Consider the following 11982-nt stretch of genomic DNA (forward strand, 5'->3'; position numbering starts at 1 on the left):
AGATCCCCCCAGATCCCCAATACCCCCTGTGCGCACGGCGGTTTGTCATGCCGTCGCGTCGCTGTGGAGAGACTAGGGGGGAAGTGTGAAGCGCGTGAGCCGTTCCGATAAATAGCCTGTTTCGGGAGGTGGTGCGGGTAGCGGGAGCTATCCGAACACCTGCTCACATTCGGACAGTTCACCCTTTGTCGGTCCCTGGCGTTCGCCCAGTTCAGCGGCCTTTCCGGGACTGTCAGTGACTGTTGAGCACAGCCCGCAGCCGCTCCGGACCGGTCGTCGGCGCGTCACAGGTGAAGTGACGGCAGACGTACGCCGCCGGCTCTCCGTCCACCAGCGGACGGCCGGCGAGGAGCGGGAACTCGTCACTGTCCGCGGCACCGACCGCGACCACCGCACCCGGGGCTGTCCCCAGAAGTGCCGTACGGTGCAGGGCCGCCGTCCCCTCGTCCGCCAGGTCGGGTCCCGGTCCGACGACGGCGACCTCCCTGGGCCCGTCGAGGAGGGCCTCGGCGACGGCGAGCCCCCAGCCGATGAACCGGGGCACGCGCGGCCCGAGGGTCTTCACGACCCCCAACGCCCGCTCGGCGGCGGCTCGGTGCGACTCGGACCCGGTGTGCGCGCCGTACGACAGCAGGGCGCCGGCCGCGGCCGTCCAGCCCGACGGTGCCGCGTTGTCGGTGGGGTCCTGCGGCCGGCGGATGAGCCGCTCGGCGTCGGACGCGGTGTCGTAGAGCGCGCCGCTGTCCGGGTCGGTGAAGCGGGTGAGCACATGACCGAGGAGCAGCCCGGCGAAGTCGAGCCAGACACCCTCGCCCGTCACGGACGCGAGCGCCAGGAAGCCCTCGGCGACGTCGGCGTAGTCCTCCAGCACACCGGCGTTGGGGCCGACGCGGCCGTCCTTGCTGGTTCGGGCGAGGCGGGCGTGCTCGTCGAGGTGCACCCGCACGAGGAGGTCGGCGGCGCCCAGGGCCGCCTCGATCAGGTCGGGCCGGTCGAAGTAGGCGCCGGTCTCGGCGAGTGCGGCGACCGCGAGGCCGTTCCAGGCGGTGACGACCTTGTCGTCCCGGCCGGGTGCGGGGCGTTCGGCGCGCTCGGCGAGGAGCCGCTCCCGGATGGAGGCGATCTTCCCGGCGTCGAAGACGCTGTCGCCCTGCGGCAGTTGGAGCACGGACAGACCGTGCTCGAAGGTGCCCTCCTCGGTCACGCCGAAGTACTGGGCGGCGAGGTCGCCGTCGGCGTCACCGAGGACGGCGCGCAGCCGCTCGGGCGTCCACACGTAGTACGCGCCCTCGACATGCCGTCCCGTTCCGTCGTCGCTGTCGGCGTCGAGCGCGGAGGCGAAGCCGCCCTCGTCCGTGCGCATCTCCCGCACCAGGAAGTCGGCGGTCTCCAGCGCGACGCGCCGGGCGAGCTCGGACCCCGTGGCCCGCCAGAGGTGGGCGTACACCCGGCAGAGCAGGGCGTTGTCGTACAGCATCTTCTCGAAGTGCGGTACGACCCAGTCGCGATCGACGGAATAGCGGGCGAACCCGCCACCCAGCTGGTCGTAGATCCCGCCCCGGGCCATCCGCTCGCAGGTGTCCTGGGCCATCTGCAGCGCGCCCTCGGCGCCGGTGCGCGCGTGGTGCCGGAGCAGGAACTCCAGCACCATGGACGGCGGGAACTTCGGCGCCCCGCCGAAACCGCCGCGCTGCGGGTCGTACTCGCGGGTGAGCCCGAGGAGGCCCTGCGCGAGTTCCTGTTCACCGGGCGGCCGGGGGGCCTGGTGGCTGAGCTCGCGCTGGGCGAGATCGCGGACGATCTTCCCGGCGACCTCGGAGACCTCGTCGCGCCGGGTGTCCCAGGCCTGCCGCACCCCTTCCAGCACCTGCCGGAAGGAGGGCATGCCGTGGCGGGGCGCGGGCGGGAAGTAGGTGCCGAAGTAGAAGGGTTCGGCGTCCGGGGTGAGGAACACGGTCATGGGCCAGCCACCCTGACCGGTGGCCGCCTGTACGGCCTCCATGTAGACGGCGTCGACGTCGGGGCGCTCCTCGCGGTCGACTTTGATGCTGACGAAGTGCTCGTTGAGGTAGTCGGCGGTGGCCCGGTCCTCGAAGGACTCGTGAGCCATGACGTGACACCAGTGGCAGCTCGAATACCCGACGCTCAGCAGTACGGGTTTTCCGGCCCTGCGGGCCTCGTCGAAGGCCTCGGCCGACCAGGGCCACCAGTCGACGGGGTTGTCGGCGTGCTGGAGCAGATACGGGGACGTCTCATGGGCCAGTCGGTTCACCGTTCCACTCTCCCACGGGCTCCGGGGCGGCGTGCCGGTCCGGCCCGGGGGCGGCGTGGCCCCCCGGCCCGGGAGCGGCGTGGCCCCCCGGCTCGGGAGCGGCGTCGCGGTCCGGCTCGGGTACGGCATAGAAACGCATCAGTACCGGGCGGGCCCCGTCCGGGGCCTCCTCGCGTGGATGGCCGTAGCGGTCGAGGAGCGCGTGGTACTCGCGCATGAAGTCGAGCAGTTCCGCCCTGGTCAGCCAGGTGCCGTGGCGCTGGACCTGGGCCCAGCCCTCGGGGCCGCGGTACTCGTGGTGGGCGCGACGGTAGAGGGCGGTGTCGAACTCGATCTTGAGGTGGGCGAGCTGGGCGGCCGCCTCGTACTCCTCCGGGGTCATCGTGGCGGGGTCCGGCGTGGTGTGCCGGAAGGGCAGCGACCGCCACCAGCGCTCGCGCCCGCCGGATTTCTCCGGGATCTCCTCGATGAGCCGCTGCTCGGCGAGTTTGCGCAGGTGGTAGCTGGTGGTGCCGGAGCTCTCGCCGAGCTCGCGGGCGAGGACGGTGGAGTTCGCCTCGCCGTGCCGGCCGAGGTACTCGAGGATCCGGCGGCGCAGGGGGTTGCCGAGGGACTTGTAGAGGGCGGTGCGCTCCAGGCTGGTCATCTCGGGCATGCCGTCGGTCATGCGGCCACGGTAACCCTGAGAACCCTGAGAAGCCCCTGAGGTCTGCCGACTTTTCTTTGCAGAATTTTCTCTGCGGTCTACGGTGGAGGCCGTCAGGGTGGAGGAGTCGGAAATGACGCGGAGGGGAAGGACGTGAGCGCACGGAGGAAGTGGCCCTTGGTTCTGCTGGGTGCGGCGGCGGTCCTGCTGGTGCCGTGGACGGTGGTGCTGGCCCGGACCCTGCCGGGCAGCACCGAGGTGGACAACTGGCCGCTGGCCTGGATCGGTCTCGACGTCCTCATGGCGGCGGGCTGCGCGGCAACGGCCCTGCTCGGCCTGCGCGGTGACACCAGGGCCCGTCTGACCGCCTCGGCGACGGCGTCGGTGGCGGTGCTGGACGCCTGGTTCGACATAACGACGGCGGGCGGGGGCGCTCCGCTGGCCGAGGCGGCGCTGTGCGCGGTGGCGGAGGCGGGGCTGGCGGGTGCGTGCGTGTATCTGGCGATATCCAACGGGCGTATCTGGCGGCATCCGAGGGGCGAGGACCGGTGAGCACCCGCTGAGATGAGCGCGCACGCGCGGGGACGGGCTCGGCCGGTGCGCCCGCCTCGCTGGTGCAAGCCGGCCTCGCTCAACGGCGGTTCTCTTTCCTGCGCGCCGTGGGCGCGGGCGTTCGGTGGTGGTCGGCAGGGCGGTCAGGAGAGGGATCCTGCCCCTGTTCCTGACCGCCCTGGGAGCGGATCGGGTGGACTTCTTCCATGTGTGGTTGTGTCGTTGGCGGACGGGAACTACCGCCGGTCGTCGGTCAGTTGCAGAAGTTGAGCAGGTCGAGGAGGCCGTTGCCGCACTGGAAGTGCTCGCCCCCGTCCCCGCCGCCGTGGCCATAGGCCGGGACGGCCTTGGTGACGACGTGCGTGGCGGGCGTCGCGGCCACGGCGGACGTGGCGGTTGCCACCCCCGCCGCACAGGCGATGCCCACGGCGGCGCTCACCGCGAATGCTCGCGGAATCCAGGAAACGGTCTTCTTGGGGTGAGGTGTGCTGTTCATGCACTCACCATGCACACCCCCGCAACCAGTTGCCCGCCGAGCGCATCCGAGCGGGTGAGACCCCCTCAGATCCGGATACGGCGGCCTCGGCTGACCGTGATTCACGGCCTGTCGGGGGGTGAGCATGTGCGGCGCGGCCACTGATCGGGTGACGGTGCCCATGTCCTCAACGGCCCAGGACCGCGCGCCCCCGAGGGAGGGACTCATAGCCGCAACTGGCTGACACGCGCGCTGTGTTGAACACGCGCCGGTCGAATGGGTCACGCCCCTCGCCGTCACCCGTGAGGGTGAGCGCGTGCAGACCATCCGGCCGGGAAGATATGGGACGCGTGGAGCAGCTTCCAGGGCAGGGGGTGCCGAGACCGTCCGTCCCGGCGAGCAGCGTTCTCCACGCGGACGACACGAGGGATCGTCTGCCGCCGCACAGCCGCGAGAATCCGGCACCAAACCCTCACCCACCCGCTGATCGTCGACCCCTCGCCATCCCGTCCCCCGCGAAGGACACTCATACGCAAGCGAGTTGACGCCGGAGGGGGACGGGACATGCGGGACGGGCATCGCGCGGAGGCCGAACGGCTGCTGGTACGGGCAGTCGAGGAGGAGGTCCGGCGCTCGGGCGGGCGGATCGACGGGCAGGTGCTGCTGTCCCGGGCGCGCGGTGCGCTGGACGCGATGGCGGGGGCGGCCGGTGAGGAGTACGAGACCTACACCCGCGCCCTGGACGAGGCCGAGGCGGGCCGGCTGACCTTCGGGCAGCGGTACGCCCGCCAGGGCGCCGGAACCGCCTTACTGGTGGCGGCCGTTGCCGCGGTGGCCGCCGCCGTGGCCGACCTGTCGCTCGGCACCGGTACGGGTACGGCCGTCGGCGCGGGCGTCGCCGCGGGCGTGGTCGGTGCCGCCGCCTCCGTGGTGAAGGCGGCCGGGGCCCATGTGCCCGCCGCGCACCACCACGCGGGCGCGGCCGGCCAGCCCGGCGGGCCGGAGCAACTGCGGCTGCAGTGGCTGACCGCGCTGGAGGTGCGCGGTATCCGTCCGTTCCTCGACCAGCAGCGGGTGATCAGCGCCTCCACCGGCCCGAAGAAGACCGGCGGCCCCACACTGCGCGGTGCGGACAAGAGCGCGGCGGCCCGCCGGCGCACGGTGCTGGAGCAGTCCTTCGGGCAACTCCCGGACGCGGCGGGCCCGTTCGCGGGGCGCCGGGCGGAGCTGGCGCGGATCCGGCAGTGGGCGCAGGCCGCCCGGGCGGCCACGGAGACCCGGCCGACCGTGGTCGTGCTGCACGGCGACCCCGGCTCCGGCCGGACCACGCTCGCGGTGCGTGCGGCACATGACCTGCGGGACCACTTCCGCGGCGCGGTGGTCGTGGACCTGCGGGGCGGCAGGCGCGAGGAGGCGCCGCTGTCGACCCGGGACGCCCTGCTGCATCTGCTCAACCGGCTGGGGGCACCGCGCGAGCAGTTGCTGTTCCGGGAGCGTTCCTCACCCGACCAGCGGGTCAAGCGGCTCGGCGAGCTGTACCACCGGCATCTGACCGGGCTGCCGGTGACGATCGTGCTGGACGACGCCTCGGACCCGGAGCAGGTGTGCGCCCTGGTGCCCGAGCGCTCCGACAGTCTGATCCTGGTCACCGCACGCACCGCGCTCGACCTGCCCGCCGACCTGCCGGCCTGGGTGCACCACCTGCCGCTCGAGCCGCTGGACGCGGCGGGCGCCGAGGAACTGCTGGGCGCCGTCGCCGAGGACGCGTCGGGTCCGTACGACGCCGAGTCCGCCGACCGGATCCGGGACCTGTGCGGTGGGCTGCCGCTGGCGCTCAGGATCGCGGGCTCCGCGCTCGGACCGCGCTCGCCCCGGCAACTGGCCGCGGACCTGGGCGCGTACGGCCCGGTGGAACCGGTGGAACGTGCCCTGTGGCTGCGCTACACCGACCAGCCGGAGCCCGCGCGCCGGCTGCTGCGCAGACTCGCGCTCGCGGGGCGTGCCTCGCTCGGTGCCGCGGCGGCCGCCGCCCTGCTCGCCACGGACGAGGCGGAGGCCACCCGTCACCTCGTCGACCTCACCGGGGCCGGCCTCCTCGACCATGTGCGCGGCAACCGCTACCGGCTGCACGACCTGGTGCGTGCCTACGCCCAGGCCCGGCTGCTGGACGAGGAGGACCCGGCCGAGCGCACGGCGGCGCAGGAGCGGCTGATCGTGAACTACGCCGAGCTGGCCGACTCGGTGCTGCGGCTGGTCGACGGGAACATGTCGACGCGGTCGCACCAGTTCGGCTCGCACGGCTTCACCTCGCTGGACGAGGCGCTGCGCTGGCTGGACGACGAGTCCAGCTTCATCACGGCGGCCCTGCGGCACGCGGAGGGCGTGAACCAGTCGGCGGTGCTGAACCTGCTGGGCGCGCTGTGCGACTACTGCCTGCTGCGCGGCGACCTGTACCGGCTCGGCGAGATCAGCGAGCTGGCGCAGGCCGTGGACCAGGGGCTGCTGGTGCGCTCGGTGCAGTGGCGCACCGGTATCGCGGCCCGGCAGCTGGGTGAGCTGGACAGGGCGCGCACCACGCTGACCTCGGTGGTGGACCTGTACCGGGAGGCACACCACGACGCGGGCGCGGCCCGCGCCCTGTGCTCCCTCGGGATCACCCTGCACCACCAGGGCAACCTCGTGGAGGCCGCCGCCAGGCTGCAGGAGGCCCTGGATCTGCAGGCGGCGCCGGAGCTCTCGACGGACCGGGCCTGGACGATGCACGCCCTGGCCGCCGTCCAGCGCGACCGGGCCCGGCTGGCCGAGGCGCTGGAGCTGCTCACCCGCTCCCTGGTCCTGCACCGCGAGGGCGGCTCGGTGCACGGCGAGGCCTGGGCGCACTTCCAGCTCGGCCAGCTGGCCCTGCGGCTGGGGGACGCGCCGCGTGCGGAGTCCGAGCTGCGGGCCGCCCTGGAGCGGTACGGCCGGACGCACGACGCGCGGGGCGAGGCGTGGGCGCTGACCCAGCTGGCCCGGGCACGCCTGGTCGACGGGGATGCCTCACCGGCCGTCGAGGGGCTCAGGCAGGCCGCCGCCCGGCACCGGGAGAACGAGGACGCGCGTGGCGAGGCATGGACGCTCTACTACCTGGGCCAGGCGCTGGAGGAGACCGGTGAGCTGGATCCGGCGGTGCGCGATCTGGAACGGTCCCGCACCATGTTCTCCCGGATGCGGGACGTCTACGGCCTGGCCTGTGCCCGGCACCACTCGGCCCGGGTCACCCGCGACCAGCGGGCCGCGCAGACCGGCTCGCTGCGCAACTCCGGCTTCGCCCGGCAGCTCCTCGTGGACGCCCGCGCCGACTTCCAGCGCATCGGCGTCGCCCACGGCGAGGCGTGGACCTGCCTGGAGCTGGCGGTGGTCGACGCGGGCAACGCCCGTACGCAGCCGGCGCTCGCCCTGTGCGACGAGGCGCTGGACCTGTTCGCCTCCTACGGCGACCGGCGCGGCGAGGACTGGGCCCGCTTCCTGCGCTGCACCCTGCTGCCGTACGCGGCGCCGGGCGGAGTGGAGGTGGGCACGGCGGTCGCCCAGGAGGAGCTGGCCCAGCTGGCCCGTGCCGACCACGCCCTGCGGGACGAGAAGCTCACCGACTACGTCCGGGCGTACGCCCTGCTGCTGGAACGCGGGGTCAGCCTGGAGGACGGCTGGCAGGCCTGGCGTCTGCGCATGACTCCGGACCGTCACGCCCGGGAGGTGATGGGCGTGACGGTGGCGGCCCCACGGGGGGAAGGCTCAGCCCTGCTGTGACGTGACCTGGCCGGAGGCCTGGCCCTTGCCGGTCTCCTCGCCGGAGGGCTCCGCCTCCTTGAAGTCGACCTTCCGCATGTGCTTGCTCATCGACTTCATCAGGCCCCACACCGCCAGGGCCATCACCGCGAAGACGATGAAACCGAGGACACCGGGGGTGACCTTGTTCTCGTCGACCTCCTTGGCGAGGGGGACGAGGTGCGTCACTGCCAGGCTCACGCTTGCGCTCATGTCAGGCATTGTCCCGGATGCCCGCGAAGAGGTCGTCCTCGGGGAGGGAGGTGTCGACGAGGGACTTCGCGAGCTCGTACTCCTCCGTCGGCCAGACCTCCTTCTGCAGCTCCATCGGCACCTTGAACCAGCCGCCGTCGGGGTCGATCTGCGTGGCGTGCGCGATCAGCGCCTTGTCGCGGATCTCGAAGAAGTCCGCGCACGGAATGTGCGTGGTCAGCGTGCGCTCGACCCGCTCGAACTCCTTCCACCGCTTGAGCCAGTCCCCGTACGGCGACTCCATGCCGCGCTCCAGCAACGCCTGGTGGAGCGCTTCGGTGCGGGGGCGGTTGAAGCCCTGGTTGTAGTACAGCTTCTGCGGCTGGTAGGCCGGGCCGAACTCGGCCTCCGGGTACTTCTCGGTGTCCGCCGCGCCCTCGAACGCCACCATGGAGATCTTGTGGGTCATGATGTGGTCGGGGTGCGGGTAACCGCCGTTCTCGTCGTAGGTGGTGATCACCTGCGGGCGGAAGGAGCGGATCTGGCGCACCAGCTCACCGGCCGCCTTGTCGACGTCCTCCAGGGCGAAGCAGCCCTCGGGCAGCGGCGGCAGGGGGTCGCCCTCGGGCAGCCCCGAGTCGACGAAGCCGAGCCACTCCTGCTTGACGCCGAGGATCTCGCGAGCCTCGTCCATCTCCTTCTTGCGTACCTCGTGGATGTGCTCCTCGATGTACGTGTCGCCCTGCAGCTTCGGATTGAGGATGGAGCCGCGCTCTCCGCCGGTGCAGGTCACCACCAGCACGTCCACCCCCTCGGACACGTACTTCGCCATGGTGGCCGCGCCCTTGCTCGACTCGTCGTCGGGGTGCGCGTGAACGGCCATCAGTCGCAACTGGTCAGTCAAGACTCAATCCTCGGTAACTCGGCGCCCCCGTGGCTCCGGGTGCGATCGGCGGCTTCTATAGTGACGGAATCGGGGGGCGAATAATTCCGGGTCCGGTTCCTGCCGAGAGGACGATCATGAGTACGGCAAGCACGCGGCTGCCCGAGGGCCGCTACGGCCGGTCCTCGGACGAGCGTGCCGACCGCAAGCTCAGGGTCGCCGGTGCGGTGCTCGGCGCGGCCCTGCTCGTACTGGTCGGTTACTTCGCCTACCACTACGTCGTGGAGAGCCGGATCAGCGCCCAGGTGATCACCTTCGACGCCACGGACAGCGCGGTCAAGGTGCATCTGGAGGTCCACAAGGACTCCGGCACCTCGGGCTACTGCACCCTGCGCTCCCAGGCGGCGGACGGCTCCGAGGTGGGCCGGGCCGACTTCCGGTTCACCGGGCCGGCCACGCGCATCGACCAGGTCGTCACGCTGCGTACGACGGCGAAGGGCACGACGGCCGAGCTGCTCGGCTGCCACAACGGCTGACGCAGGCCGGACACCCCCCGGCCGTCACCCGGAATACGTACACGCTGACCTGCGTTGATGTGATTCTGATGGCTTATGTCCTCCCCCTTCCGGCCTTGAATTGTTAGGCTCGTGGTTTCGCCCATCCGAGAGGGAACATTCTTCTGGGTAGGGCGATGCTTTGTATTCCCAGTACCGACGAGGAGCACCCTGTGACCCAGACCAGCGAGAACGTCACCTGGCTGACCCAGGAGGCGTACAACAAGCTCAAGGACGAGCTTGAGTACCTTACTGGTCCTGCGCGCACGGAGATCGCCGCCAAGATCGCCGCAGCGCGCGAGGAGGGCGACCTGCGCGAGAACGGCGGGTACCACGCGGCCAAGGAGGAGCAGGGCAAGCAGGAGCTGCGTGTGCGGCAGCTGACCCAGCTTCTCGAGAGCGCCAAGGTGGGCGAGGCTCCGGTCTCCGCCGACGGTGCCGTCGCGCCCGGCATGGTCGTCACGATCGCCTTCGACGGTGACGAGGACGACACGCTGACGTTCCTGCTCGCCTCCCGCGAGTACGCGAGCGCCGACATCGAGACGTACTCCCCGCAGTCCCCGCTCGGCACGGGGGTCATCGGCCACAAGGTGGGCGAGGACGCGGAGTACGAACTGCCGAACGGCAAGAAGGCCTCGGTGACGATCCTCAAGGCCGAGCCGTACTCGGGCTGATCCACACCTCGAGGGGACCTTGAGCCCCCGGTGTCCGCCGGATCCCGGCGGACACCGGGGGCTTCGCCGTGTCCGGAGCCGTCAGGCGGTGGCCGAGCGGTACTTGCGGACCGCGAGCGTACGGAACACGGCGATGATCAGTATCGAGTAGATCAGCGAGGCCCAGACCGGGTGCTCCATGGGCCAGGCGTGCGAGGCGGACCGGCCGGGGTTGGCGAAGAGCACGCGGCAGGCCTGCGCGGTGGCGCTGAAGGGGTTCCACTCCGCGATGTGCCGCAGCCATGGGGTCATGTGGCCGGGGTCCACGAAGGCGTTGGAGATGAAGGTGACCGGGAACAGCCAGATCAGTCCGCTGGAGGTCGCCGCCTCGGGGGTGCGGACCGACATGCCGATCAGGGCGCCGATCCAGGTGAACGCGTAGCCGAGCAGGAGCAGCAGGCCGAAGGCGGCGAGCACCTTGCCGACGTTGGTGTCGCCGTCGGAGCCGACGCGCCAGCCGACCAGCAGGGCGACGACGGCGAGCACGACCAGCGTCACGGCCGTCTGCACCAGGTCGGCGAGCGTCCGCCCGGTCAGCACCGCGCCGCGCGCCATCGGCAGGGAACGGAAACGGTCGATGAGCCCCTTGTGCATGTCGTCGGCGATGCCGGCGCCGGAGCTGGCGGTGGCGAACGTGACGGTCTGCGCGAAGATCCCCGCCATGAGGAAGTTCTTGTAGTCGACGGGGCTGGCGCTGCCGCCGATCTGCATGGAACCGCCGAAGACGTAGCTGAACAGCACCACGAACATGATGGGCTGGATCAGCCCGTAGATGATCATCTCGGGGATCCGGGACATGCGGATGAGGTTGCGCTTGGCCACCACCATCGAGTCGCGGACGGACCGGCTGACGGGGTTCCCGGGCGGTGCCACCCGCACGGTTTCGCTGACGGCGCTCACTTGACGGCCTCCTTGCCGTTCGCCTCGTCCTGGCCGGCTGCCTCGGCCACGTGTCCCGTCAGCGACAGGAAGACGTCGTCGAGGGTGGGGCGGCGCAGCCCGATGTCGTCTATCTCGATCCCGCGGGTGTCCAGCTCGCGGATGACCTCGGCGAGCAGCTTGGCGCCGCCGGTGACGGGGACCGTGAGCTTGCGGGTGTGCTCCTCGACCGTGACGTCACCCTTGCCGAAGCCGCCCAGCACCTCGGCGGCGGTCGTGATGCGGTCGCGCTCGTGCACCACGACCTCGACGCGTTCGCCGCCGGTGCGGGCCTTGAGCTGGTCGGAGGTGCCCTTGGCGATGACGCGGCCGTGGTCGACCACCGCGATCTCGTGGGCGAGGTGGTCCGCCTCCTCCAGGTACTGCGTGGTGAGCAGCAGGGTCGTACCACCGGAGACGAGCTGTTTGATGACCTCCCACAGCTGCTGGCGGTTGCGCGGGTCGAGACCGGTGGTCGGCTCGTCCATGAACATCACCGGCGGCGAGACCACGAGCGCCGCGGCGAGGTCGAGCCGGCGGCGCATGCCCCCGGAGTAGGTCTTGGCGGGACGGTCGGCGGCGTCCGCGAGGTTGAACTGCTCCAGCAGTTCCGATGCGCGCTGCCTGGCCGCCCTGGCCCTCATCTGGTACAGCTGCCCGACCATCTGCAGGTTCTCCCGGCCGGTCAGGTACTCGTCGACCGCCGCGAACTGGCCGGACAGGCCGATGGAGCGGCGCACGGCGTCGGGGTGCTTGAGCACGTCCACTCCCGCGACGACGGCCGTGCCGCTGTCGGGGCGCAGCAGGGTCGTCAGGCAGCGGACGGTCGTCGTCTTACCGGCGCCGTTCGGTCCGAGGAGGCCGAGGACCGTCCCCTCGGGCACGTCCAGGTCTACGCCGTCGAGGGCCCTTACGTCGCCGAAGGTCTTGACCAGGCCTTCGGCATGGATGGCGCCTGGCATGTCAGTCT

The 11982-nt window shown here is 71.4% G+C and carries 11 protein-coding genes; 4 read left to right on the top strand and 7 right to left on the bottom strand.

Annotated features, from left to right (window positions below):
* Positions 1–232: 232 nt before the first annotated feature.
* Positions 233–2272: a thioredoxin domain-containing protein gene (locus tag ACZ7HQ_RS24045; RefSeq protein WP_470993431.1), complete on the bottom strand. Its 2040-nt coding sequence runs from the start codon at positions 2270–2272 to the stop codon at positions 233–235.
* A complete protein-coding gene (locus tag ACZ7HQ_RS24050; RefSeq protein WP_470993434.1) occupies positions 2253–2939 on the bottom strand; it encodes an ArsR/SmtB family transcription factor in 687 nt (228 codons plus the stop codon). The genes ACZ7HQ_RS24045 and ACZ7HQ_RS24050 overlap by 20 nt, the downstream gene beginning before the upstream one ends.
* 132 nt (positions 2940–3071) lie before the next feature.
* On the opposite strand from ACZ7HQ_RS24050, the gene ACZ7HQ_RS24055 reads away from it, so the two are divergent.
* Positions 3072–3470: a hypothetical protein gene (locus tag ACZ7HQ_RS24055; protein WP_470993437.1), complete on the top strand. Its 399-nt coding sequence runs from the start codon at positions 3072–3074 to the stop codon at positions 3468–3470.
* 253 nt (positions 3471–3723) lie between these two features.
* Here the strand turns inward: ACZ7HQ_RS24055 and ACZ7HQ_RS24060 are convergent, their stop codons facing one another.
* Positions 3724–3966 carry a hypothetical protein gene (locus ACZ7HQ_RS24060; RefSeq protein ID WP_470993440.1) on the bottom strand — a complete coding sequence of 81 codons (243 nt, stop codon included), beginning with the start codon at positions 3964–3966 and terminating at the stop codon, positions 3724–3726.
* Positions 3967–4509: 543 nt separating this feature from the next.
* On the opposite strand from ACZ7HQ_RS24060, the gene ACZ7HQ_RS24065 reads away from it, so the two are divergent.
* Positions 4510–7734 carry a tetratricopeptide repeat protein gene (locus ACZ7HQ_RS24065; protein ID WP_470993443.1) on the top strand — a complete coding sequence of 1075 codons (3225 nt, stop codon included), beginning with the start codon at positions 4510–4512 and terminating at the stop codon, positions 7732–7734.
* On the opposite strand, the gene ACZ7HQ_RS24070 is transcribed toward ACZ7HQ_RS24065, so the two are convergent.
* Together ACZ7HQ_RS24070 and mca are read right to left on the bottom strand one after the other, a co-directional pair.
* Positions 7720–7974 (bottom strand): hypothetical protein, encoded by a 255-nt coding sequence (locus ACZ7HQ_RS24070; protein ID WP_470993446.1) that lies wholly within the window; start codon positions 7972–7974, stop codon positions 7720–7722. The genes ACZ7HQ_RS24065 and ACZ7HQ_RS24070 overlap by 15 nt on opposite strands.
* Entirely contained in the window at positions 7967–8848 is an 882-nt protein-coding gene (gene mca, locus ACZ7HQ_RS24075) for a mycothiol conjugate amidase Mca (protein ID WP_470993449.1), read from the bottom strand. Before mca ends, ACZ7HQ_RS24070 begins: the two co-directional genes overlap by 8 nt.
* A gap of 116 nt (positions 8849–8964) precedes the next feature.
* Between mca and ACZ7HQ_RS24080 the strand changes: the two genes are divergently transcribed.
* Together ACZ7HQ_RS24080 and greA are read left to right on the top strand one after the other, a co-directional pair.
* Positions 8965–9363, top strand: a complete 399-nt coding sequence (locus ACZ7HQ_RS24080) for a DUF4307 domain-containing protein (RefSeq protein WP_470993452.1) — start codon at positions 8965–8967, stop codon at positions 9361–9363.
* A gap of 191 nt (positions 9364–9554) precedes the next feature.
* Positions 9555–10055: a transcription elongation factor GreA gene (greA, locus tag ACZ7HQ_RS24085; RefSeq protein ID WP_470993455.1), complete on the top strand. Its 501-nt coding sequence runs from the start codon at positions 9555–9557 to the stop codon at positions 10053–10055.
* 81 nt (positions 10056–10136) lie between these two features.
* Here the strand turns inward: greA and ACZ7HQ_RS24090 are convergent, their stop codons facing one another.
* Positions 10137–10994, bottom strand: a complete 858-nt coding sequence (locus ACZ7HQ_RS24090; protein WP_470993458.1) for an ABC transporter permease — start codon at positions 10992–10994, stop codon at positions 10137–10139.
* The gene (locus ACZ7HQ_RS24095; protein ID WP_470993461.1) at positions 10991–11974 is read right to left on the bottom strand and encodes an ATP-binding cassette domain-containing protein; all 984 of its coding nucleotides are present in this window, start codon (positions 11972–11974) and stop codon (positions 10991–10993) included. The genes ACZ7HQ_RS24090 and ACZ7HQ_RS24095 overlap by 4 nt, the downstream gene beginning before the upstream one ends.
* Between the last annotated feature and the right edge of the window lie 8 nt (positions 11975–11982).

Source organism: Streptomyces sp. NPDC037290, assembly GCF_055603245.1.

Coding starts and splice junctions, on each gene's coding strand:
- ACZ7HQ_RS24050 (WP_470993434.1), bottom strand. CDS start 2,939: ATGACCGACGGCATGCCCGAGATGACCAGCCTGGAGCGCACCGCCCTC.
- ACZ7HQ_RS24060 (WP_470993440.1), bottom strand. CDS start 3,966: ATGAACAGCACACCTCACCCCAAGAAGACCGTTTCCTGGATTCCGCGA.
- ACZ7HQ_RS24065 (WP_470993443.1), top strand. CDS start 4,510: ATGCGGGACGGGCATCGCGCGGAGGCCGAACGGCTGCTGGTACGGGCA.
- ACZ7HQ_RS24070 (WP_470993446.1), bottom strand. CDS start 7,974: ATGCCTGACATGAGCGCAAGCGTGAGCCTGGCAGTGACGCACCTCGTC.
- ACZ7HQ_RS24080 (WP_470993452.1), top strand. CDS start 8,965: ATGAGTACGGCAAGCACGCGGCTGCCCGAGGGCCGCTACGGCCGGTCC.
- ACZ7HQ_RS24095 (WP_470993461.1), bottom strand. CDS start 11,974: ATGCCAGGCGCCATCCATGCCGAAGGCCTGGTCAAGACCTTCGGCGAC.